21 protein-coding genes are annotated in these 22,833 nt (G+C 73.1%); 10 read left to right on the forward strand and 11 right to left on the reverse strand.

What is annotated here, in order from left to right; genetic code table 11:
- Window positions 1-173: 173 nt before the first annotated feature.
- Window positions 174-449 carry a hemerythrin domain-containing protein gene (locus ACFPZN_RS13345; RefSeq protein ID WP_378282222.1) on the reverse strand — a complete coding sequence of 92 codons (276 nt, stop codon included), beginning with the start codon at window positions 447-449 and terminating at the stop codon, window positions 174-176.
- Between the two features lie 398 nt (window positions 450-847).
- Here ACFPZN_RS13345 and ACFPZN_RS13350 point away from each other — a divergent pair, with 398 nt between their 5' ends.
- A complete protein-coding gene (locus tag ACFPZN_RS13350) occupies window positions 848-1,645 on the forward strand; it encodes a glycerophosphodiester phosphodiesterase (RefSeq protein WP_378282223.1) in 798 nt (265 codons plus the stop codon).
- A gap of 18 nt (window positions 1,646-1,663) precedes the next feature.
- Here ACFPZN_RS13350 and ACFPZN_RS13355 read toward each other — a convergent pair whose 3' ends face one another.
- Window positions 1,664-1,981 (reverse strand): type II toxin-antitoxin system prevent-host-death family antitoxin, encoded by a 318-nt coding sequence (locus ACFPZN_RS13355; protein WP_378282224.1) that lies wholly within the window; start codon window positions 1,979-1,981, stop codon window positions 1,664-1,666.
- Window positions 1,982-2,086: 105 nt separating this feature from the next.
- Between ACFPZN_RS13355 and ACFPZN_RS13360 the strand changes: the two genes are divergently transcribed.
- The 3 genes from ACFPZN_RS13360 to ACFPZN_RS13370 all read left to right on the forward strand — a co-directional run bounded on the left by ACFPZN_RS13360 (window position 2,087) and on the right by ACFPZN_RS13370 (window position 3,988).
- Window positions 2,087-2,764, forward strand: coding sequence for a ClpP family protease (locus ACFPZN_RS13360; protein ID WP_378282225.1), 678 nt, complete (start codon window positions 2,087-2,089; stop codon window positions 2,762-2,764).
- On the forward strand, window positions 2,764-3,396 hold the full coding sequence (locus tag ACFPZN_RS13365) for an ATP-dependent Clp protease proteolytic subunit (protein ID WP_378282226.1): 633 nt from the start codon (window positions 2,764-2,766) through the stop codon (window positions 3,394-3,396). The genes ACFPZN_RS13360 and ACFPZN_RS13365 overlap by 1 nt, the downstream gene beginning before the upstream one ends.
- Before the next feature lie 247 nt (window positions 3,397-3,643).
- A complete protein-coding gene (locus tag ACFPZN_RS13370) occupies window positions 3,644-3,988 on the forward strand; it encodes an RNA polymerase-binding protein RbpA (RefSeq protein WP_378282281.1) in 345 nt (114 codons plus the stop codon).
- A 178-nt stretch (window positions 3,989-4,166) separates the two neighbouring features.
- Here ACFPZN_RS13370 and ACFPZN_RS13375 read toward each other — a convergent pair whose 3' ends face one another.
- The 6 genes from ACFPZN_RS13375 to kamD form a co-directional block, all read right to left on the reverse strand.
- Window positions 4,167-4,700 (reverse strand): FxsA family protein, encoded by a 534-nt coding sequence (locus ACFPZN_RS13375; protein WP_378282227.1) that lies wholly within the window; start codon window positions 4,698-4,700, stop codon window positions 4,167-4,169.
- 43 nt (window positions 4,701-4,743) lie between these two features.
- Complete coding sequence (locus ACFPZN_RS13380) at window positions 4,744-5,493, reverse strand: polyprenol monophosphomannose synthase (protein WP_378282228.1); 750 nt, start codon at window positions 5,491-5,493, stop codon at window positions 4,744-4,746.
- A gap of 5 nt (window positions 5,494-5,498) precedes the next feature.
- Window positions 5,499-7,202, reverse strand: a complete 1,704-nt coding sequence (gene lnt / locus ACFPZN_RS13385) for an apolipoprotein N-acyltransferase (RefSeq protein ID WP_378282229.1) — start codon at window positions 7,200-7,202, stop codon at window positions 5,499-5,501.
- A gap of 1,019 nt (window positions 7,203-8,221) precedes the next feature.
- Window positions 8,222-8,638 carry a 3-aminobutyryl-CoA ammonia lyase gene (gene kal, locus ACFPZN_RS13390; RefSeq protein ID WP_378282230.1) on the reverse strand — a complete coding sequence of 139 codons (417 nt, stop codon included), beginning with the start codon at window positions 8,636-8,638 and terminating at the stop codon, window positions 8,222-8,224.
- Window positions 8,635-9,495, reverse strand: a complete 861-nt coding sequence (gene kamE, locus ACFPZN_RS13395; protein ID WP_378282231.1) for a lysine 5,6-aminomutase subunit beta — start codon at window positions 9,493-9,495, stop codon at window positions 8,635-8,637. Before kamE ends, kal begins: the two co-directional genes overlap by 4 nt.
- A complete protein-coding gene (gene kamD, locus ACFPZN_RS13400; protein ID WP_378282232.1) occupies window positions 9,492-11,090 on the reverse strand; it encodes a lysine 5,6-aminomutase subunit alpha in 1,599 nt (532 codons plus the stop codon). Before kamD ends, kamE begins: the two co-directional genes overlap by 4 nt.
- Before the next feature lie 269 nt (window positions 11,091-11,359).
- On the opposite strand from kamD, the gene ACFPZN_RS13405 reads away from it, so the two are divergent.
- From ACFPZN_RS13405 to ACFPZN_RS13415, 3 genes are all read left to right on the forward strand, one after another.
- Window positions 11,360-12,115 carry a bestrophin-like domain gene (locus ACFPZN_RS13405; RefSeq protein ID WP_378282233.1) on the forward strand — a complete coding sequence of 252 codons (756 nt, stop codon included), beginning with the start codon at window positions 11,360-11,362 and terminating at the stop codon, window positions 12,113-12,115.
- Between the two features lie 959 nt (window positions 12,116-13,074).
- Entirely contained in the window at window positions 13,075-13,560 is a 486-nt protein-coding gene (locus ACFPZN_RS13410; RefSeq protein ID WP_378282234.1) for a hypothetical protein, read from the forward strand.
- Between the two features lie 26 nt (window positions 13,561-13,586).
- Window positions 13,587-15,641: a translocation/assembly module TamB domain-containing protein gene (locus tag ACFPZN_RS13415; protein ID WP_378282235.1), complete on the forward strand. Its 2,055-nt coding sequence runs from the start codon at window positions 13,587-13,589 to the stop codon at window positions 15,639-15,641.
- Window positions 15,642-15,788: 147 nt separating this feature from the next.
- On the opposite strand, the gene ACFPZN_RS13420 is transcribed toward ACFPZN_RS13415, so the two are convergent.
- From ACFPZN_RS13420 to kdd, 3 genes are all read right to left on the reverse strand, one after another.
- On the reverse strand, window positions 15,789-16,178 hold the full coding sequence (locus tag ACFPZN_RS13420) for an RING finger protein (protein WP_378282236.1): 390 nt from the start codon (window positions 16,176-16,178) through the stop codon (window positions 15,789-15,791).
- 188 nt (window positions 16,179-16,366) lie between these two features.
- Window positions 16,367-17,698 carry a DUF2252 domain-containing protein gene (locus ACFPZN_RS13425; RefSeq protein ID WP_378282237.1) on the reverse strand — a complete coding sequence of 444 codons (1,332 nt, stop codon included), beginning with the start codon at window positions 17,696-17,698 and terminating at the stop codon, window positions 16,367-16,369.
- Window positions 17,699-17,801: 103 nt separating this feature from the next.
- Window positions 17,802-18,845 carry an L-erythro-3,5-diaminohexanoate dehydrogenase gene (kdd, locus tag ACFPZN_RS13430; RefSeq protein ID WP_378282238.1) on the reverse strand — a complete coding sequence of 348 codons (1,044 nt, stop codon included), beginning with the start codon at window positions 18,843-18,845 and terminating at the stop codon, window positions 17,802-17,804.
- Between the two features lie 182 nt (window positions 18,846-19,027).
- Between kdd and ACFPZN_RS13435 the strand changes: the two genes are divergently transcribed.
- The 3 genes from ACFPZN_RS13435 to ACFPZN_RS13445 all read left to right on the forward strand — a co-directional run bounded on the left by ACFPZN_RS13435 (window position 19,028) and on the right by ACFPZN_RS13445 (window position 22,801).
- Window positions 19,028-20,395 (forward strand): KamA family radical SAM protein, encoded by a 1,368-nt coding sequence (locus ACFPZN_RS13435; RefSeq protein WP_378282239.1) that lies wholly within the window; start codon window positions 19,028-19,030, stop codon window positions 20,393-20,395.
- A 92-nt stretch (window positions 20,396-20,487) separates the two neighbouring features.
- The gene (locus tag ACFPZN_RS13440) at window positions 20,488-21,705 is read left to right on the forward strand and encodes a cytochrome P450 (protein ID WP_378282282.1); all 1,218 of its coding nucleotides are present in this window, start codon (window positions 20,488-20,490) and stop codon (window positions 21,703-21,705) included.
- A gap of 13 nt (window positions 21,706-21,718) precedes the next feature.
- Window positions 21,719-22,801 carry a DUF3616 domain-containing protein gene (locus tag ACFPZN_RS13445; RefSeq protein WP_378282240.1) on the forward strand — a complete coding sequence of 361 codons (1,083 nt, stop codon included), beginning with the start codon at window positions 21,719-21,721 and terminating at the stop codon, window positions 22,799-22,801.
- Window positions 22,802-22,833: the final 32 nt, after the last annotated feature.

Raw genomic sequence — 22,833 nt, forward strand, 5'->3', positions numbered from 1 at the left:
GGGTGTCCCACGGCCTTGGCGGCGCCGATGGTGTCGATCAGTCGTCGACCCGCCCGGCATCGGCGACTCCACTCGCTGATCATGATTGGGCTCGCGATCAGGGCGGTCGCCGCGTTCTCCTTCGATTCGGTCACGCCTCGCCTGGCGGGAACCACCCCACGAGCAGCACCAGATCACGCGCGCGACCTCGGGGGCGGAAGTCGTCGCGCCCCTGCGTGCCGCGACAGAGCGGGGAAGAGGTTCTCCTCCTCATCGCGCACGTGCAGCCTGACCTCGGTCATCAGCTTGGCCAGCAGGGTGGAGAACTCCCTGCCGTCCGCGTCGGCCTTCTCCAGGTCCTTCATGATCTTCTCGACCCGGGCGTGGTCGGCGAGCTCCTTGTCGGCGATCTGGTCCCCATCGGGCACGAACCGCCGGGTGGCCGGGTAGAGGTACATCTCGATGGTCATGGGTGAGAATGCTGACGACGTCCGCCGCCTTCGTAGTCATGATCGTCCCCCTCAGCCCAACGAAATCGGACTCAAGAGGCCCCTACCCGCGCGCCAAGCAGCAAACGAGAACAAATCCCATGACGCCCTTCGTGCCGGCGGCGTCTCCTTACCTCGTTCTCCCGTGTACGGCCCCTTGCCCGAGGCCGCTGAGCCTTCCCAAGAATGAAACGACAGGGGTGCCCGGTGGCCGTGTCCGGGACCGGCGACGGACTGTCGTCGACATGATCGCACCCTCGGCGTTCTCGCCGCTCCCCCGCCGTCGGCGTCCCGCTCAGACGCGACCCGAGCAGGTGGTCGGGCTTGTAAGGCCGCCCCGGGATCGGCTGTGCGGGGGCGGGCGCGCAATAATCTTGTGAGTGCCGCGCACCTACGAATTCCTGGACCATCCCGGCCCCATCCCGTTCGCTCACCGCGGCGGCGCCGGGGGACATCCCGAGAACTCCATGGCAGCCTTCCAGCGCGCCGTCGACCTGGGCTACCGCTACCTGGAGACCGACGCGCACGCCACGGCCGACGGCGTCGTGGTGGCCTTCCACGACCGCACCCTCGACCGCGTCACCGACCGGAAGGGCACCATCGCGCGCCTGCCCTACAGCGAGGTCGCCAGGGCGCGGATCGCCGGGACCGAGCCGATCCCCCTCCTGGAGGACGTCCTGGGCTCCTGGCCGGAGGCACGGGTCAACATCGACCTCAAGGACGCGCCGGTGATCGGGCCGCTGGCCGAGGCGCTGCAGCGGACGCGGGCGTGGAACCGGGTCTGCATCACCTCGTTCTCGACGCGGCGGCTCGCCCAGATGCGCGCCCGGCTGCCGATGTTCACCGACCAGGGCGTGTGCATGGCGCTGGGGCCGCGCGGGGTGATGGCCTTGCGCGCCAAGTCGTACGGGGGGCCCACCGCCAAGCTGGTGCGGCTGGCCTCCACGGGCGTGGCGTGCGCGCAGGTGCCCTACGGGCTGGGCCGGCTGCCGTTCGTCACCGAGGCGTTCATCGAGCAGGCCCATGAGCTGGGCCTGCAGGTGCACGCGTGGACCGTCAACGACCCCGCGGAGATGAAGCGCCTGCTCGATCTGGGGATCGACGGCATCATGACCGACGAGCTGCTGACCCTGCGCCGCATCATGACCGCCCGCGGCCTCTGGGTGGGCCGCGCCTGAGGCGGCCCGTCCCGCGGGTCAGCGTCCGAAACCGGGGCGGCCGGGCGGGGGGCCGCCGGGGCGGTACTCGGCCGCGATCCGCAGCGGCGCGTGCTGCGGCTGTGCGGGGGGCTGGGGCACCGGGCGCTGCTCCTCGGCCGGGACGTGGCGTCCCGCCTGGGTGAGGTGGTCGAGGCGCTCCTCGCGCAGGCTCTCCAGCAGCTCCAGGTCCTCCGCCGAGACCAGTGCCGCCATGACCTTGCCGCGCCGGGTGAGCGCGATGCGCTCGCCCGTGTAGGCGACCCTGTTCACCAGATCGGCGAACTCCTTGCGCGCCTCCGTCACCGGTTTCTCCACGCTGTTCATCTTACGGCGAACTCCCTGGCACTCCCCCACCGTGAAATGTACGCTCCGTACATGTACAGAGTGTACGCAACGTACATTTCAGATCGGGAGGCCCTCATGAACGGAAACCCGGGAGCCCGCTTCTTCCACCGGGAGCGGCCCGACGACCCCGGGCAGGAGCCGCCCCGGCCGGAGACCTACATAGGGCGCACGCACGCGTCGGTGGCCGCACCCGAGCACCTGGTGAACGAGGCGCTCTCCCAGCGCCTGCTCGGGCAGCGGATCATCTTCCTGGGGCAGGAGATCGACGACCACCTGGCCAACCGGGTCTGCGCCGAGCTGCTGCTCCTGGCCGCGCAGGACGGGCGGCGCGACATCACGATCTACATCAACTCCCCCGGCGGCGTGGTCGACGCCGGGATGGCGATCTACGACATGATGCAGTTCGTCCCCAACGACATCTCCACCGTCGCGATGGGCATGGCCGCCTCCATGGGCCAGACGCTGCTGTGCGCGGGCACGTCCGGCAAGCGGTACGCGCTGCGGCACGCCCGGGTCATGATGCACCAGCCGCACGGCGGCATCGGCGGCACCGCCTCCGACATCAAGATCCAGGCCGAGCAGTCGCTCTACCTCAAGACGATCCTGGCCGAGCTGCACGCCCGCCACACCGGCCGCCCGCTGGCCGAGATCCAGGCCGACTCCGACCGGGACCGCTGGTTCACCGCCGAGGAGGCCAGGGACTACGGCTTCGTCGACCAGGTCATCGACACCACCGACCGGGTGGGCTCGTGATGGCCGGGCACGCGCCGTACGGCGACCACCGGCCCCGGAGCCGTTACGTGATGCCCTCGTTCGTCGAGCGCACCACCTGGGGCACCAAGGAGATGACGCCGTACAACAAGCTCTTCGAGGACCGCATCGTCTTCCTCGGGACGCCCGTGGACGACACCTCGGCCAACGACGTCACCGCCCAGCTGCTGGCGCTGGAGGGGATGGACCCCGACCGGCCCATCAGCATCTACATCAACTCGCCGGGCGGGTCGCTGACGTCGATGCTGGCGATCCACGACACCATGCAGTACATCCGGCCCGAGATCGAGACGACCTGCGTGGGGCAGGCGGCCTCGGCCGCGGCGATCCTGCTGGCCGCCGGCACCAAGGGGCGGCGGTCCGCGCTGGCGCGGTCCCGGATCCTGCTGCACGAGCCCAGCGTGGACGGGGCGATCCGGGGCCAGTCCAGCGACATGGAGATCCAGGCCCGGGAGATCCTGCGGCTGCGCGAGCAGATGGAGCTCATCGTGGCCGAGGCGACCGGCCGGGACCCCGAGGTGGTCCGCCGGGACCTGGACCGGGAACGGTACTTCACCGCCGAGGAGGCCAAGGAGTACGGCCTGATCGACGAGGTCCTCACCACGCGGGGCTGATCGCGGCGGCCTGCCCGCCGCGCGCGGGGGTCCGCGCGGGGCGCCGGCCGCCGCGGCTCGCGGCCGGCGCCCGTCCGTCCTGGCACACGAGCGGGCACCGAAACCGGGACCGCCGCCCGAACCTTTCCCCCACGGCGTGCAACGGAGCGGAAAGAGCAGGGTTGGACAGCCCCGAGGGCGGGAATCTTGTGACGAGATCCAGCGTTGGTCAGGACGAGAACGCAAGCCGTCTGGGAGGCACGTGACGATGGCCGAGCGCGCACTTCGCGGCACCCGACTCGGAGCGACGAGCTACGAGAACGATCGCAACACCGATCTGGCCCCTCGCCAAGAAGTGGACTACACCTGCACGAAGGGCCACCGGTTCACCGTGACGCTCGCAGCCGAGGCCGAGGTGCCGATGACCTGGGAATGCCGCAGCTGCGGGGCGACCGCACTGCGGGTCGACGGCGAACTGCCGCAGACGAAGAAGGGCAAACCGCCGCGCACCCACTGGGACATGCTCATGGAACGCCGCACGCTCGAGGACCTCGAGGAGGTGCTGGCCGAGCGTCTGGAGATTCTGCGAGCGGGACGGCGGAGGACCGCCTGACCACTGGATCGACGCGACGACTCCGACCTCCGTATCGACCCTGATGCGGAACAGGGCCCGCGCCGCCGCACCCGCGGCGGGGCGGGCCCGGTCATGTCCGGCGAAGGCGTCATCGGCGGTGCCCGCTCCCGGTCGGCTCCGATTCATGCTCTGGCGGCTCTGGTCGCGTCCCGGCGGGTCACTTTCCGGTGGGGCGGTCGTCGTCCTCGTGGACGACCTCGCCCTGCACCACGCGCCCCGTGGGCTCCTCCTGCGCCGCGCCGCCGCGGGCCGCGCCGTACGGGGAGAACCCGCCCTGCGCCCCGCCCGCCCCGGGCGGGAACAGCGAGCCCCGGGCCTCGGCCTGGCGCAGCCGCCGCGCCCCGTAGGCGGTGAGCAGCCGCCGCACCAGCGGCCGGGTGAACGGCAGCACGAACAGCAGCCCGATCACGTCGGAGACGAACCCGGGCGCCACCAGCAGCATCCCGCCGGCCAGCACCATCGCCGTGCCCGACAGCTCCTTCTCGGGCGGCGTGCCGCGCTGCACGGCCTCCTGCAGCACGCCCCAGGCCCGCAGGCCCTCGCGCCGCACGATCCAGCCGCCCAGCGCGGTGGTGGCCAGCAGCGCCGCCAGCGTCCACCACCCGCCGATCACCCCCACCAACTGGACGATCACGAAGATCTCCAGGACGGGCATCAGCAGGATCGCCAGGAGGGTCAGGAGTGCCGGCATGGCTCCAACTCGGGTCTCGTCGACGGCGGGGCCTTCGCTGTGGTCAACGCCGGGGACGGCGCAGCCGTTCCACCCGGTCGGTCAAACCCCAGCGGGTCACCCGCCAGGCCGCCTCGGCGAACACGTCCTGGCTCATCTTGCTGGTGCCGTGCACCCGGTCGACGAACGTGATCGGCACCTCGACCACCCGCAGCCCTTCGCGCAGCGCCCGCAGCGCCAGGTCGATCTGGAAGCAGTAGCCGCGCGAGTCGACCTCCTCCAGCCCGATCTTGGCCAGGGTGGCCGCCCGGAACGCGCGGAACCCGCCGGTGGCGTCGTGCAGCGGCATGCCCAGCATCAGCCGGGCGTAGGTGTTGGCGCCGCGCGAGAGCGCCTCGCGCCGCACGGGCCAGTTGCGGACCCTGCCGCCGGGGATCCAGCGGGCGCCGATCACCAGGTCGGCGCCCTCCAGCGCGGCCAGCAGCCGCGGCAGCTCCTCGGGCTGGTGCGACCCGTCGGCGTCCATCTCGACCATGACGTCGTAGCCGTGGTCGGCGGCCCAGCGGAACCCGGCGATGTAGGCGGGGCCCAGGCCCTCCTTGCCGGCGCGGTGCAGCACCCTGACGTGCTCGTCGACCTTGGCCAGCGCGTCGGCCAGCTCCCCCGTGCCGTCCGGGCTGGCGTCGTCGACGATCAGGACGTCCGCCGGTGGCACGGCCTCGCGCACCCGGCCGACGATGCTCTCGATGTTGTCCCGCTCGTTGTACGTCGGGATGATCACGAGCACCCGGCCGAGGTCGGCTGGGATCTCCATCGGCGTCAATTCCCCTCGTTCTTCCTGCGGGTGAACCAGGCGGCCCAGCCGGCCGCCCCCGCGGCCAGCGCGGCCAGCGCCCATTCGGGTGCGGCGCCGGCCCGGTCGGCGGGCGTCACCGCGGAGCGCGCCGGAACGGAGGCCACCTGGATGTCGGGCACGAACTCCCGCGACCGGTCGATCATCCGGCCGTCCGGGGCCACGATCGCGCTGATGCCGCTGGTCGCCGCCACCAAGATCGTACGGCCATGCTCCACGGCGCGCAGCCGGGACATCGCGATCTGCTGCGGCGGCAGGCTGGTCTTGCCGTAGGTGGCGTTGTTGGTCTGCACGACCACCAGGTCGGCCGCCGCGGCGTCCCGCACCTCGCCGTCGTAGGCGACCTCGAAGCAGATCACGTCGCCGACGGTGGCGGGGCCGAGCCGCATCACCGGGTCGCGGGTGCCGTGGGCGAAGTCGCGGGGGATCCGCTCGAACCGGGTGATCAGCCGGGTGAGGATGTCGCGGAACGGCAGGTACTCCCCGAAGGGCACCGGATGCCGTTTGACGTAGTAGTCGCCGGGGCCCTTGGCCGGGTCCCAGACGATCCCCCGGTTCTCCACCTTCTCCCCGTCGGGGGTGTCGGTGAGCGCGCCGACCAGGACGGGGACGCCGATGTCCTTCACCGCGGCGTCGATCGCCTGGTAGGCGTCGGGTTCGGCGTAGGGGTCGAGGTCGCTGGCGTTCTCGGGCCACACCACCAGCTCCGGCCTGGCGACCTTCCCGGCCCTGACCTGGGCGGCCAGCTCGCGGGTGACCCGGACGTGGTTGTCGAGCACGGCTTTGCGCTGCTCGTTGAAGTCCATGCCCAGCCGCGGGACGTTGCCCTGGACGACGGCGACGGTGACGGGCCGTCCGGCCGTGGGGGTGGGGATCAGCAGCCCGCCGCCGATCACCGCGGTCACGGCGGCGACGGCGATCGCGAGGGGGCGGGCGGAGGCGCGCAGGATCGGCGGCGCCCCGGTCTCCTCCCGGGCGCGGGCGCGGGCCCGCAGGACGGCGATGACCCCGTACGCCAGGAGGGCGCCGATCAGCGCGGTGAGGAAGCTGACCAGCGGCGCCCCGCCGAAGGAGGCGTAGGGGGTGAGGGGCGTGGCCGTCTGGCTGAAGGCCAGCCGGGCCCAGGGGAATCCGCCGAACGGCACGCGGCCGCGGACCAGTTCCTCGGCCACCCACATCGCGGCCACCCACACCGGCCAGCCGGGCAGCCGGGTGACCAGGGCGACGCCCGCGCCCATCGGGATGAAGTAGAGCGCCTGGACGACCGCCAGCAGGATCCACGCGTCCGGGCCGATCTTGACCAGGCCCTGCAGCACCGGGATGAAGAACACCACGCCGGACACGAATCCCAGCCAGGCCCCGGTGCGGGCGGGCAGGCCGTGCAGCGCGAGCGTCAGCAGCGCCACGCCGGGGAAGACCAGCGGGGTCAGGTCGGCGGGCGGGAAGGCCAGCCAGAGGGCCAGCCCGGCGGCCACGGCCAGCAGGGTGCGGGGCCAGCCGGCCCGGCCGCCGCGGTACAGGGGACGGTGAGGAGGCTTCCGCGCGGCGGGCGCGGAGGCAGCGGGCCCGGAGGCGGCGCGGTCTTCGGCGGAGGGTGCGCCGCCGGCGGGACCGCCGGCTGGTCCGCCGTCCCCCTCGGTGGCCCGTTCGGGCAGGATCTCCTGCGCCACATCCGCTCCTTGCTCCGCCGTCGGAGGCTTCGACACCTCCGTTTCTTCCTACCCCGCGGCGATCGGGTCGCGTCCCGTCGAACCGCTTGCCGGAACGCTACCGGGCCGGGCACACCCACGGCGACCCGCGACGCTGCGGGTCGCCGCCGAGGCCGCACGGCCGGCCTGCGCCGCGGCCCGCGTCCCCTGAACGGGAGGCGCCGGCCGAGCACGTCGCCGACGCCCGGACCGCGCTCCGACGATGCCGATCGACATGCCGGCCCGGCGTGCAGCGGGCCGGGCGGATCCGGGTCCTGCCGTCGTGCCCGGAGGGCGCGGTGGACGCGTTCGGCGACACCGGCCGGCTGGTGGACATCGCCGCGGCCGTGGTGCCGGCGGAACGGTCGGGGACGTGCACGGGCGCCCGGTCGCGCCCGACCCCCGAACTCAGGCGCCGGTGGAGCGCGGTCGCGGGGGCGACGCCGGAGCCGGATGAGACGGTGCGCGCAGCCGCGACGGGGGCGGGCTCGGACGACCGAGACCGGAAACGAGGGCGCGTGCGAGGGGCACGGAAGAGGGCCCGTGACATCCCTCGGGCCGAAGTCGTCCCACAGGCGGTGAGAACGAAGCTCCGTTTTCTACTGGATGTCCGGGCCCTTTCCGGGTCCAAGCCCCCGCCCGATCGGGCGGCTCCGCTCCGACGCGGCCACCGGTCACCACCCCTGGCTCGGACGGTCTCCGGCGGGTGCCGCACCGGCCTGGACGGCCGCCGAGCACTCCGCCGCCGATCCCGTCATGGCGCGGTACGGTGGCGCCGTGAGCGGCCGATCGGTGAGTCCTGTGCTGGACTGCAGCAAAACTACCGAAGTCCCCGGCCTTGTCAACCGCCGCATGTTCTGGGGCGACTCCACGTTCGGCCAGCTCAACCCCATGATCGGCGCATCGGTGGGAAATCCCGCCGGTCACAGGGGTCCCGTGCGTCCCGAGAAGGCCTTTCACAACGACTCTGTCACGAAGCGCCCGGCACCCGGCCGGGACGGTCAGGACGGCGGCCCGGGCCGGTCGGCGGACGGGCCGGGGACCACGACGGTGCCGGTCGCGGTGGCGGCCACGATCGGCTCGGCGAGCACCTCGGCCGCCGACTCCCCCTTGTCGGGACGGCCGCGGCACACCACCCGCGCCTCGAACCGCATCTCGCGGCTGCGGCGGCCCGCGCGGACGAGGGTGGCGCTGGTCTCCACCACGTCCCCGGCGCGGACGGGCGCCCGGAACTGCACGTCGGAGTAGGAGGCGAACAGGCCCTCGTCGCCGTCGGAGCGGATGCTGACCTCGGTGGCCACGTCGCCGAACAGCGCCAGCAGGTACGCCCCGTCCACGAGGTCGCCCGCGTAGTGCGCGTGCGAGTAGGGGATGTAGCGGCGGTGCGTGACGGTGAGGCCTTCGCGCGGATCGCTCACGTGTCCTCCTCGGTGGACGGTTCGCCGGGCGGGTCGGCGGGCAGCAGCGCGTGGACGATGTAGCCGGCGACCTCCGCCGGGGTGGTGCCCTTGCCGAAGACGCGGTCCACGCCCAGGTCCTCGGCCGAGACGGTGTCGAAGCGGGGGCCGCCCACCACCAGCAGGGGGCGTCCCATGCCGGCGGCGACCGCGGTCGGGTACTCGGCGTGGAAGGCGGCGGCCATCTGCTTGGTGTTGTGCACGTGGGCGTTCCGCTGCGTCACGACCTGGGACACGAGCACGGCGTCGGCGTTGTCGGCCTTGGCCCGTGCGACGAGTTCCTCCACGGTGACCTGGGCCCCCATGTTCACCACCTGGATCTCCCGGTAGTACTCCAGGCCCTTCTCTCCCGCGAAGCCCTTCACGTTGAGGATGGCGTCGATGCCCACGGTGTGGGCGTCGGTCCCGATGCACGCGCCCACGACGACCAGCCGCCGGTTGAGGGCGCGGCGGATCGCCAGGTTGACCTCCTTGGACGACAGCAGCGGGTACTCCCGCTCGGGCGGGGCGGGGATGCCCGCGTAGTCGATGAGGTGGTTGACCCGCCCGTACACGATGAAGAACGTGTAGTCGGGGCCCATGGCCTTGGAGTGGACGACGCTGGCGGGCTCCAGGCCCATCTTCCCGGCGAGCTGAAGCGCGGCGGCGTCGGCGCGCTTGCCCGCGGGGACGGGCAGGGTGAACGACATCTGGACCATGCCGTCGCCCGTGGTGTCGCCGTAGGGCCGGATGACCTGCCGGGTGTCGGCGGGCTCGGCCGGGGGCCGTGCGGCGGTGTCGTGGGCCTCGCCTGTGCGGGCCGCGCCGGGGCCGGTCATGCGGGCACCTCCTCCTCGGTGTGCACGGCGTGCGGGTCCTCCTCGTCCAGGATCTCGATGGCGGGGTTGAAGTACCCCTCGGCGCGGGGCACCACGCCTTCCAGGCCCTTGCCCGCGTCGGGCGGGCGGCGGGTGACGCCGAAGGTGCCCTCGGCGATCGCGGTGAGCAGCCCGTCGCGCTCGACGCGCTCCAGCAGCTCGACCGACTCGCCGAGCACCCCCCGGGCGCGTTCGGCGACCAGGCCGCCGGGGCGGGGCTCGAAGTCCTCGGCGAGGCCGCCGCAGGCGTCGCGGACGTAGCGGACGTTCTCCAGGGCCAGGTCGCGGTCCGACAGCCAGGGGGTGTGGATGCCCTCGGTCATCATCCCGATCAGGATGATGGACTGCCCGGTCATCACCCCGGCCAGGTTGAAGAAGGCGTCCAGCAGGTAGCCGGCGAAGATGTTGCCGGTCATGTGCTTGGTCGGGGGCATGTACTTCAGCGGCGCGTCGGGGAACAGCTCGCGCACCAGCTGGGCGTGGGCCAGCTCGAGCCGGAAGGACTCGGGCACGGCGGGGTCGATCTCGAACGCGTGGCCCAGGCCGAGCTGCGCGTCGGCCAGCCCGGCCTCGTGCCCGAACCGCTCGTTGAGCAGCTGGCTGACGACGACGGTGTGCGCGGCCTCCACCGCGTCGGCGGTGGTGAGGTAGTTGTCCTCGCCGGTGTTGATCATGATCCCGGCGCGGGCGTGCACCTGGCGGGAGAAGCGCTGGTCGATGAAGGTGCGGCGGGGGTTGATGTCGCGGAAGATGATCCCGTACATGCAGTCGTTGAGCATCATGTCCAGGCGCTCCAGCCCGGCCAGCGCCGCGATCTCGGGCATGCACAGCCCGGAGGCGTAGTTGGTCAGCCGCACGTAGCGGCCCAGCTCGCGCGAGACGTCGTCGAGCGCGGCGCGCATCAGCCGGAAGTTCTCCTGGGTGGCGTAGGTGCCGGCGTAGCCCTCCCGGGTGGCGCCCTCGGGGACGAAGTCCAGCAGCGACTGCCCGGTCGAGCGGATCACCGCGACCACGTCGGCGCCCTCCCGGGCGGCGGCCTGGGCCTGCGGGATGTCCTCGTAGATGTCGCCGGTGGCCACGATCAGGTAGATCCAGGGACGGGGCGGGTCGCCGACCTCCGCCAGCATCCGGTCGCGCTCGGCGCGGCGCCGGTCGATCCGGGCGATGCCCGAGCGCGCGGCGCGGCGGGCCGCGTCCCGGGCCCTCCCGGCGTCGGCGCCCCCGGGCAGCCGGAACCGCGCCTCGCCGCGCGCGGCCGCCCCGGCGAGGTCCGCGGCGGACCGGTACGGGCCGCGCAGCATGGCGTCCCAGACCGGCAGCGCCACGCCGTGCTCCAGGCCGACCTGGTCGCGCACGGCGTCGGCGAGGTGGTTGGCCCACGGCCGGCCGCCGGCGTCGGCCCCGGCCAGCCCGGCGATCCTCAGCAGCGCGCGCTCCACCGACACCGTGGTGTGGGTGCGCGCCATCTCGATGACCGGTTCGGCGGCCCGGGCCGCCAGGACCCGGGCCCGGCGCACGAGATCCGGATCCAGATCGAGTTTCCCCTGCGGCGCCATTGCCGCCTCCCCTCACGCCCGCCCGTGCCCCGCTCCGCGCGGCACGATCAGGCCATCGGCCCGTACACGAATATCTGCTTTCTCTTATGCCCTCTTATCGAGATCTTCCTGCTTTGACCTCCATATTCGCAAGACCCTTCACGGCACCCCTCGTAGGCAACACCTCTCTCACCGGCCAAGCACTCCCCAATGACCTTGCGCACGCGTAAAGTCACCCTGCGTCACAGGTCATGTCCTGGTGTCCGCTACGGCGATGTGAGAGGAGCACGGTGGTCTACCTGCTAGCGGCGGTCTGTGCGGTGGGCGTGGTGCTGATCGCGGGCCGGCTGGTCCGGCGCGGACGCGACGACCGCGCTCCCGACGGCCCGACCTCCGGCCACGCCGGGTCGATGATCTCGGCGCTGTTCCTGCTGGCGTTCGCGGTCGCGATCGTCGTGCCGTGGGCGGCGACCGACTCGGCCCGGCTCAACACCTACAGCGAGGCCCAGGCCGTCACCGAGGCGTACTGGTCGGCCGAGCGGCTGCCCGCCGGCCCCCGCGACAGCGCCCGCGCGGGGCTGCGCGACTACGTGCGGTTCGTCCGCGACGAGGAGTGGCGGCAGATGGCCGAGGGGCGCCTCAGCCCCGGCGGCTGGACCCGTCTGGACGCCGTCCGGCGCCAGATCATCACCCTCAGGGCGCCCGACGACGACGAGTACAAGGACGCCCGCAACGCCTTCCTCGAACAGGTCACCGCGATCTCCGCCGCCCGCCACCAGCGCGCGATGGACGCCCGCACCACGCCCCCGCCCGGCCTCCTGGTCATCACCGCCCTCACCGGCCTGCTGGTGGTCGCCTTCCCCTTCCTGGCCGGGGCCAGGCCGCGCGGCATGACCATCGTCCCGCTGGCGCTGATGGCCGGGCTGCTGGCCATCGGGATCTACCTGGCGATCGACATCTCCCACGCCTTCACCGGTGCCCTGGCCGTGCGGCCCGACGCGTTCACCGGCGCGCTCGCCGAGATCGACCGAATCTCGGGAGGCTGACCATGCCCCCGACGGAACCCCCGTTCCACCCCCGCCCAGCGCCCGGACCGGCTTCCCGCTCCACGTCGGCCACAGCACCCCGAACCGCCTCCGTTCCCCGCTCAGAGACCGGCTCGACCTCGCCCTCGCAACTCGAATCCGCCCCCGTCCCGACACCCCGATCCGAGCCATGCCCGGAAACCCACCCGGCGCCCGACCCCGCCTATGCCTCGGCGTCCGGGTCCGCGTCGATGTCACGGACGTCTCGGGTCGCGTCCCCGAGGGCTTTGCGGTCGGCATTGGGTGCCGTGTCCCTCCCCAGATCGTGGTCGGCCGTCTGGCCGGGCGGGGCCGTACCGGTGGCGCTGGCGGTCGGGCTGTCGCCGCTGTGCGCGCCGACGGCGGCCGCGGCCTCCCCACGCCCCGATCCGGCATCCGCAGCCTCCCCCCGGTCCGGCCCAGCGTCCGCAACCTCCCCACGGACCGGCCCGGCGGCGGCATCCCCACGAACCAATCCGGCACCCGCAGCCTCCCCACGGACCGATCCGGTGGCCGCAGCATCCCCCCGATCCGGCCCAGCGGCCGCAACCTCCCCGCGCACCGGCCCGGCGGCCCCGGCCTCCCCACGATCCGGCCCGGCGGCCCCGGCCTCCCCACGGACCGGCCCGGCGGCTGCGGCCTCCCCGCGGTCTGGCCCGGTGGCGGCCTCGCCACGGACCGGCCCGGTGGCCGCGGCCTCGCCACGATCCGGTCCCGGGACGGCGGTCTCGCCTTCTCGTAGGTCTGACGCGTCGCGGCCGCAGATTCCGTCCCCGCGCCCCTCGCGTTCGAGCGCCGAGGCGACCTCATCGGTTCGTGTGCCGCCCTCACGGCGTCCCTCGCCGGATGCGCGTCCCGACCCCGACGGCTCCCCCTCGAAGGCCGAGAAAGGGCCCAAGCCGTCTTCTCAGGGCACTGCGGACAAGGGCCCGTCCGGTGGCGTGGGCCCGCCGCTGGTGTCGGTGTGCCTGAAGATCTCGGTGGACGTGGTGGTCAGCGTGCACGTGGTCGTCGCCATTCCCGCTTGGGCCTGCCCCGGGCATCCACCGCCTCCGCCTGCGCCTCCGCCCTCTCCCCCGCCCCCGCCCGAGCCGCCCGAGCCGCCCGAGCCGCCCGAGCCGCCCGAGCCGCCCGAGCCGCCCGCACCACCCCCGGCTCCGGCTCCCACCCCCACACCGTCGCCGGCTCCGCCGAGGCCGGCGCCTCCGTCGTCGCAGCCGATCGCCGTGCCGCGCCCGCCCGCCCCGGCTCCGGAGCGCGCCGAGCCCGAGCCGGCCCCCTCGCCCAGCGCCAAGGCCGAGCCCCGCGACCGGCCGCGGATGGCCAAGGCTCCGCCCCGGCGCCCCCATCCGCTGTCCAATCCGATCATCCTGGTGGTCCTGGCAATGGTGATCAGCTCGGTGGCGGCGGTGGCGTTCGCCCGCTGAGATCGTTTTTGCCCCAGGATGGGGCCATGGCGGAGTGGCGGCTCAGCGAGACCGAACAGCGGGTGTGGTCGGCGTTCACCGGCGGGGAGTGGGTCGATCTGCGCACGGGCGGTCCGGGCGAGGACGATCCCTCCCGCGCCGCCGACTGGGACGAGGGCCGTGTCGTGCGCGGTGAGGTGATCGCCGCGCTGCTGCTGGGCGCCGTCCCGCCCGATCCCGGACGGCGCCCGGCGATCCGGCTGCGCGGCGCCCGGATCGAGGGCCGCCTCGACCTGATGGGCGCCGAGATCCCCTACACCGTGGTCTGCGAGCACTGCCACTTCGACGGCCCGATCCGCCTGGTCGAGGCGACGGCCCGCACCATCAGGCTCACGGGTTCCGACATCCACTCCATCAACGCGCCCCGGCTCGTCATGGACGGCCTGCTGAACCTGTACCGCAGCACCGTCCGCCACGGACTCAGGCTCGAACGCGCCCGGGTGAACGGCGAGATCACGCTGCGCGACGCGCGGATCGGGCCCGACGCCGAGGGGATCGCGGTCGCCGCCGACGGCCTGGTGGTGGACGGTGAGATGGAGGCCAACGACGGCTTCCGCGCCACCGGCGTCTTCCGGCTGCGCAACGCCCGGATCGAAGGACGGCTCGGGTTGGAGAACGCGGTCGTCGAGGCGCCCGGACGGAGGGCGCTGGCCCTCAACCGCGCCACGGTCAAGGGCGGGCTCCTCGCGACCGGGATCACCGTCGAGGGCGAGACGGCGATGCGCGGCACGCGGATCGAGGGCGAGGTCCGGTTCGACGGGGCCCGGCTCCGCGCGCCGGGCGGGATCGCCCTGGCCGCGGGCGGCATGGTGGTCGAGGGGCCGTTCCTGGCCCAGGACGGATTCACCGCCGAAGGCCAGATGCGCATGCCCGGCGCCCAGATCCGCACGTTCCTCACGATGCCCGGGGCGTCGGTCTCGGCGCCGGGCGGCACCGCGCTGTGGCTCGACCAGCTCTCGGTCAACGACGTGGACGCCGCGGACCTGACCGTGACCGGCGGAACGGTGCGGCTGGCGGGCGCGCAGGTGGGAAACGACCTGACGCTCGCCGGGGCGCGGCTGGACGGCGGCGCGGAGGAGGTCGCGCTGGCCGCCGACAACATCACCGTCGGCGCCACCTTCGACTGCCGCGGGCTGCGCGCCCGGGGCGAGGTGCACGCGGTCGTGGCCAGGATCGGGGGGCGTCTCCTGCTGACCGGCGCCCGCCTGGAGCATCCCACCGGCACCTGCCTGCGGCTGTCGCGTGCCGATATCGGCGCCGACCTGTTCGGCCGCGAGCTGACGGCGGTGGGGCGGGTCAAGCTGGAGGGGGCCAGGGTGGGCGGCCGCGTCGACCTGGAGGGCGCGCGCCTGGACGATCCACGCGGGACGGCCCTCGACGCCCGGTCGCTGCAGGCGGGCGAACTGCTGCTGCGCCCCGCCGCGCCCATCGGCGGGACGGTCACCCTGGAGCACGCCCGGATCGGCCTGCTGCGCGACGATCCGGACCGGTGGCCCGAGGCGCTGTCCCTCAACGGGCTGACCTACGAGAGCCTCGAGCCGCGCCTGCCCGCGCAGCAGCGGCTCCGCTGGCTCGCCCTCGACCCGGACGGCTACCAGCCGCAGCCGTACGAGCATCTGGCCGCCTTCTACGCCGCCTTGGGACAGGTCGCCGAGGCACGGCGCGTGCTGCTGGCCAAGGAGCGGGCGCACCGTCGCGGGAGTACGCCAATGGGCAGGGTCTGGGCACTCGTCCAGGACGCCACGGTCGCCTACGGGTATCAGCCGTGGCGGGCGTTGCTGTGGCTGGCGCTGCTGGTGACGGCGGGCGCCGTGGTGTACGGGGCGGAGCCTCCCAAGCCGCTCAAGCCCGGTGAGGCCCCGCATTTCAACCCCGTCGTCTACACCCTGGACCTGCTGATCCCGCTGGTCGACCTGGGGCAGGAGCGGGCGTTCAATCCGGCCGGCGGCTACCAGTGGCTGTCGTACGCGCTGGTCGCCGCCGGCTGGATCCTGGTCACGGTGATCGCGGCGGCCGTGGCGCGCGTCCTGTCGCGCCGCTGACCCGGGGCCGGCGCCACGCCCGGGAGGCGGCGGCGCGCGGTCACGGACCAGCTGATCTGGCCGTTACCGAGAACGCGTCGGCCTGCGTCTCCCGAGCGGGCGATTGCGAGCGAGCGGCGGGCCGCCGGTTCGGCGACGGCGAACAGGCTATTCCCCTTGCTGCCGTTCCGCCTTCAACCGTTCGATGGCCTGGCTGGCCTTCTCGAATGCGATCTCGATGTCGTCGTGTTCGTCGGCGAATTGCTGGACGTACTGGTTCTTCGGCTGCTCGATCTCCTGGAATGCCTGCCGGAGCAGGGTGGCGCGCTCGTTCTCGCCGACCTTGGTTCTGCAGACAGGGCACGACGTGACGAAGTTGACCTGCCCTTCGAGCATCTTCGTGTTGATGCCCTGGGTCCACCACTTCCACAGGCATGCCAGGTGGAACGGATCTTTATTGACCGCCCCGCCGTGCCCGCATTGCAGGCCCGCGAAAATACCCTGATCCTCGGCGAAGCACAGGACGCACTTCCATGGAGCATCTGGAACGACAATCATCGAGCCCCCTCCGAATTGACTTTCGCTCCTTCCGTTGTACGGGAGGCGAAATATCACCTCAAGACGGGCCGGTGATTCAGCGTGTCCGCTTTGGGACATGCCGTAGTCGCACCGACGCGGGAGCGCCTGCGGTGACAGGCGCTCCCGGTTTCACTCGCCGGGGGCCGAGCGGACGTTCCGGTCCGGGGTCACAGGCCGGGGATCTGGCCGTTCCTGAAGGCGTCGACGAAGAGCCGGTGGTCGTCGCGGACGATGGCGGCGTACTCGTTGGCGAAGGCGACCATGGCCTCGACGAAGTCGTGCTCGTCGGGCCCGATGGCCGAGGCGATGGCGTCCTCGACCTGGAAGCCCACCAGGGTGTGGTCGGAGTCGGTGTCCGACACGCAGTGGATCTTGGCGGTGGCGCGGCCGAGGTCGTCCAGGACCGAGAGCATCTCCTCCGGCTCGGTCAGGCCCGACCAGTCCAGGTCGGCCTCGTAGGGGGACAGCTCCTGGACGACGTAGCCCACCCCGTCGATCTCGGTGTAGCCGAGCCAGGGGTCGGTGTTGGCCTGCAGGGCGCGGCGGGACACGGCGGTGCGGTGGCCGTGGTGCTTGAAGTACTCGCGGATGCGCGGGTCGTCGACGACGCGGCTGGGCGCGGCGACGTTGCCCTGCTTCATCGACAGGATGACGTCGTTCTCCAGGGCCTGGCTGTGCCCCTCCACCAGGATGTTGTACGCCGACAGGCCGGCCGAGCCGATGCCGAATCCGGAGGCGCCGACGATGTCCTTGACCTCGTAGGTGAGGCTGCCGAAGCGCTTCTCCTTCGGGATGGTCTGCAGGTACTCCTGGTAGGCGCGCTCCACCTTGGCGCGTTCGGCGTCGTCGAGGCGGCGGACGCCGGCGCGGTTGCGGAAGCTGCGCTCGTGCTGGTCGACCAGCGTCTTGCTGTCCAGCAGCCCGATGCGGGTGGAGGACAGGGCGGAGATCAGGACGTCGCGGACGTAGCCGTCGGCGGTGTCGAGGGTGAGGGCGAACTCGTGGCCGCCGGCGCGGTCGGCGAAGCGGCGCACCTGGTCGACGTAGGCGCGGGTGTAGGTCTCGATCAGGCGGCGGATGTCGGCGTCGGAGATCGCCTTGCTCCAGGCGAGCAGGGCCAGGCTGGCCACCAGCCGCTTGACGTCCCAGGTGAAGTGGCCGACGTAGGCCTCGTCGAAGTCGTTGACGTCGAAGACGAACACGCCGTCGTCGTTCATGTAGGTGCCGAAGTTCTGGGCGTGCAGGTCGCCCTGGATCCAGACCCGGCCGGTGCGCTCGTCGGCCCAGGGGTCCTCGTCGTCGATGACGTCGGCGTAGAACAGGCAGGCGCTGCCCCGGTAGAAGGCGAACGGGTCGGAGGCCATCTTGCGGAACCGCCTGCGGAACTCGGCGGGGCTGCGTTCCATCAGGTGCGAGAAGGTCTCCACCAGCACGTCCACGATCTGGGCCTGCCGCTCCTTGGGGTCCTTCTCGCGCAGGGCCACGGTGATGCCGGCCATGACAGGTTCCTCCTCGATGCTCGGGTGCGCTCCCCCGCTCCCCGTCCCCCGGGGGGTGTGGGGGAGGTTCGTCCCTCCACGGCGGACGCGGGGCATACCCGCGTCATTCTGCCGAATGGCCGCCCGCCCGCGCGGTGAACAGGGAGCGAACCCCGGGCTCGGCGCGGAGAAGGTCCAGTGCCAGTTCGGCGTGTCCGGGGACGTACCCGTTGCCGACCAGCATGGTGACGTCGGCGGCCAGCCCCTCGGCGCCCAGCGCGGCGGCGGGGAAGGAGGTGGCCATCGAGAAGAACACCACGGTCCCGCCGGGCGCGGTGCCGAGGATGGCGCCGTGCTCGCAGCCGGGCACGTCCACGCAGACGACGGTGACGTCGGCGGGGTCGCCGAGCGCGGCGGCGACGGCGACCGGGTCGCGGGCGTCGGCGCGCACCACCCGGTCGGCCAGGCCGGTGGCGGTCAGGCGGCGCTCCTCATCCTCGGTGGGGACGAGCCCGACCGTGCGGGCGGCGCCGGCGGCGCGGGCGGCGGCCAGCGCCAGCGACGCGCTCTTGCCGGCGGCGCCGAGCACGGCGACCACCGGGGCGACGGTGTCCGCGGCGCGGGCGGCGACGGCGCGGTGGGTGAGGGCGGGGGCGCCGCACACGTCCATGACGGCCAGGGCCAGCGGGACCGGCAGGTCGGCGGGCAGGACGGCGGCGATGGAGCGGGCGAACAGGATGGCGTGGCCGGAGGCGGGGATCTGCTCGGAGCGGCCGTCCCAGCGGGCCAGGCCGTCGTCGACGGCCAGCGGGGTGAGGGTGAGGGAGACCAGGGTGGCGACGCGGTCGCCGGGCTTGAGGCCGAGGGGCGAGTCGGGGCCTGCCTCGTCGACGGTGCCGACGAGCATCCCGCCCGAGCCGGTGACGGGGTTGTGCATCTTGCCGCGCTCGCCGATGATCCGCAGGACCTCGCGGCGGACGGCCTCGGGGTCGCCGTCGTGGGCGGTGCGGAGCTGGCGGTGGGAGGCGGCGTCCAGGTTGAGCCGTTCGACGGCGATCCGGACCTCGTCGGGGCGGATCCGCGGGTCGGGGTCCAGCCGCCAGGCCGCCTGGGGCAGCACGCCCCGGGGTTCCAGCACGCGGTGCAGCCCCACCTCGGTCCCGATCATGTGACCCCTCCTCGCGCCTCGCCGCCGGCCGTCCGCGCATCAGACGCGATCACCGCACAGGTTACGGAAGATGTACTTAGTATCACTGGTTCCATCGAAATTCTTCCCGTAACGTCTGCCCTATACAAGACTTTTATGCGACGTATCCGCTGACATCCGCGTAGCGCGAGGAGGGGTCGACGATGACCACCGCCCTGCGTCCCGAGCCGGACGCCACCCGACAGCCCTACGTCTACCGGCGCCGGCCGCTGGAGGAGCCCGACTGGCGGCGGCTGCCGGGCTGGAGGGACGTCACGACACCGGAATGGGAGTCGGCCCAGTGGCAGCGCGCGCACTGCGTCAAGAACATCCGGCAGCTGCGCCGGGTGATGGGCGACCTGCTCGGGGAGTCGTTCTACGCGGACCTGGAACGTGACCAGGCGGCGCGCGCCACGATGTCGATGCTGGTCACGCCGCAGATGCTCAACACCATGGACGTCTCCTCCACCGAGGCGTTCCACGCCGACCCGGTGCGCCGCTACATGATCCCGGTGCTCAGCGACCGCCGCACCGACTGGCCCTCCCACCCCTACGCCACGCGCGACTCGCTGCACGAGGCCGAGATGTGGGCCGTGGAGGGCCTCACCCACCGCTACCCGACCAAGGTCCTGGCCGAGCTGCTGCCGACCTGCCCGCAGTACTGCGGGCACTGCACCCGCATGGACCTGGTGGGCAACTCCACGCCCGCGGTCGACAAGCACAAGTTCACCGTCAAGGCGCCCGACCGGCACGAGGCGATGCTGGACTACCTGCGGCGCACGCCCGGCGTCCGGGACGTGGTCGTCTCCGGCGGGGACGTGGCCAACCTGCCCTGGCCGCGGCTGGAGAGCTTCGTCGACGCCCTGCTGGACATCGACAACATCCGCGACATCCGGCTGGCCACCAAGGCGCTGATGGGGCTGCCGCAGCACTGGCTGCAGGACGAGGTCCGCGCCGGCATGGAGCGGCTGGCGGCCAAGGCGCACGAGCGCGGCGCGCAGATCGCCGTCCACACCCACGTCAACGCGGCCGCCTCGCTCACCCCGCTGGTGGCCAGGGCGGCGCGGGCGATGCTCGACACCGGGATCCGGGACGTGCGCAACCAGGGCGTGCTGCTGCGCGGCGTCAACGCCACCCCGGACGCGCTGCTGGACCTGTCGTTCGCCCTGCTCGACGAGGCCGGGATCCTGCCGTACTACCTGTACATGTGCGATATGATCCCGCACAGCGAGCACTGGCGGGTGGCGGTGTGGGAGGCGCAGGAGCTGCAGCACGCGATCATGGGTTACCTGCCCGGGTTCGCCACCCCGCGGATCGTGTGCGACGTGCCCTATGTCGGCAAGCGCTGGGTGCACCAGCTCGCCGACTACGACCGCGAGCGCGGCATCTCGTACTGGACCAAGAACTACCGCACCGGGCTGGAGGCCGCCGATCCCGACGCGCTCACCCGCCGGTACGAGTACTACGACCCGATCCACACGCTGCCCGAGGCCGGCCGGACCTGGTGGAGGACCTCGTCCACCGCGGCCTGACCGGCGGTCGCGGGCCGCCGCGGGACGGCCGGGCGGGCCCGGTGCCTTTACGTTGTAGATCACACCTGGGGAGGACGTACCCTTGCGGCGTGATGTCCGACCCCGAGAGCCCGCCCGCCGACCGCTTCCCCGTCGGCGCGGCCTCGACCGTGGCCGAGCTGGAGCACGACCCGCACCCGCTGCTGGCCCGGCTGCGCGCGCACGAGCCCGTGTCCTGGCTGCCCGCGCTCGGCGGCTGGCTGGTGACCTCGCGCGACCTGGCGCTGCGGGTGATGCGGGACGCCGCCGCGTTCACGGTGGACGACCCCCGCTTCTCCACCGCGCGGCTGCTGGGGCCGAGCATGCTGTCGCTGGACGGCCGGGCGCACGCCCGCCACCGCGAGCCGTTCGCCCGCCCGTTCCGGCCCGCGCAGACCCGCGAGCGCTTCACCGCGTTCGTGGAGGCGGAGGTGGACCGCCTGGTCACCGCGCTGGTCCCGGCGGGCCGCGCCGAGCTGCGCGGCGAGCTCGCCGGGCCGCTGGCCGTCGCGGTGGTGGCCGAGGCACTGGGCCTGGAGGGCGTGGACGCCGCCACGATCCGGTCCTGGTACGGGGAGTTCGTCGACGCCGTCTCCGACATCACCGCGGGCCGCGCCCCGTCCGGGGGCGCCGACGAGGCGTACGCGCGGCTGCGGGCCTCGGTCGAGGAGGCGGTCGCGGCGCCCGGCTCGGCGCCGCTGCTCACCGAGGCCGCCCGCCAGGAGGAGGGCCTGACTGCTGCGGAGGTGGTGGCCGACGCCGCCGTGCTGATGTTCGGCGGCATCGACACCACCGAGGGCATGATCTGCAACGCGCTGCTGCACCTGCTGGGCGATCCGGAGCAGCTCGACCTCGTGCGGAGGGACCCGGCGGGCCTGCTGCCCGGCGCGATCGAGGAGTCGCTGCGGCTGGAGCCGGCGGCCTCGGTGGTGGACCGGTACGCCACCGCCGACACGCCGCTGGGCGGCGTCCGGGTCCGCAAGGGCGACCTGGTCAGGGTGTCGATCGCCGGGGCCGGCCGCGACCCCGCCGTCTTCCCCGATCCGGACCGCTTCGACGTGCGCCGCGCCAACGCCGCCGAGCACCTGGCGTTCGCGCACGGCCCGCACTTCTGCTTCGGCGCGCACCTGGCGCGGCTGGAGACGCGGACCCTCCTGGAGGCCGTGCTGGCCCGGCTGCCCGGGCTCCGCCCCGCCCCCGGACCGGCGCCCCAAGCACACGGGCTCGTTTTCCGCAAGCCCCCGTACCTGCATGTTCGCTGGGAGCCTTCCGCCCGTCCGCGGGATCTGTGACACCATCGGCGGCATGATCGTGGAACGCCGCATCGAGCTCCGCTTCGCGCAGGAGAGCCGCGAGGCCGAGACGCACACCAACCTGTCCGCCGTACGCCAGGACGGCCGCTGCCTGTGGGTGGCGGGCGACGAGACGGCCACCATCGAGCGGCTGACCGCGACCACCGACCCCTCCGGGCACATCACCGGATACGACGGCCAGCGGACGGTGCGGCTGGCCGACCTGGTCCCGCTGCCCGCCGGGCCGGAGGAGGAGGCCGACATCGAGGGGCTGGCCCGCAGCAACGGCTGGCTCTGGGCGGTCGGGTCGCACAGCCTCAAGCGCAAGAAGATCAAGCCGGGCCAGACCGGGTCCAAGGCCCGCAAGCGGCTGGCGACGGTGGTCCGGGAGGACAACCGGTTCATCCTGGCCCGGCTGCCGCTGGCCCCCGGCGAGGACGGGCTGTCGGAGGCGGTCCGCGAGGACGGCGGCCGCACCGCCGCCGTCCTGGGCGGGCACGGCGACTCCCTCACCGACATGCTGGCCGACGACCCGCACCTGGCGCCGTTCCTGTCGGTCCCCAGCAAGGACAACGGGATCGACATCGAGGGCATCGCCGCCCACGGCGAGCGTCTCTTCATCGGCTTCCGGGGGCCGGTGCTGCGCGGCTGGGCCGCGCTGATGGAGGTCCACCTGGAGACCCACCCGGACGACCCGGCGCGGCTGCGTCCCCGGCCGGTCGGCAAGGACGACGAGCCGTACCGCATGCACTTCCTGGACCTGGGCGGGCTGGGCGTGCGCGACCTGTGCCCGCACGGCGACGACCTGCTCGTCCTGACCGGGCCGAGCATGGACCTGGACGGCCCGGTGCGGGTGGTGCGCTGGCCGGGCGCCGCGGGGATCGACGCGCCCGGCGTCGTGCACGCCGAGGACCTGCCGGTGGTGGGCGAGCTGCCCTACGGCGAGGGGGACGACCACGCCGAGGGCATCGCGGTGCTGGACGAGACCGACTCGGCCGGGCGCCCCAAGCTGATGGTGGTCTACGACAGCCCGGCCGAGGAGCGGCTGACCGACGCGGGCGGCGTGCTGGCCGACGTGGTCTCCTTCGAGAAGTAGGTCCGGCGGGGCGGGTTCGGCGAGGCGGGCCC

The sequence above is a fragment of the Actinomadura rugatobispora genome, from assembly GCF_042656285.1.
GTDB classification, from domain to species: domain Bacteria; phylum Actinomycetota; class Actinomycetes; order Streptosporangiales; family Streptosporangiaceae; genus Spirillospora; species Spirillospora rugatobispora.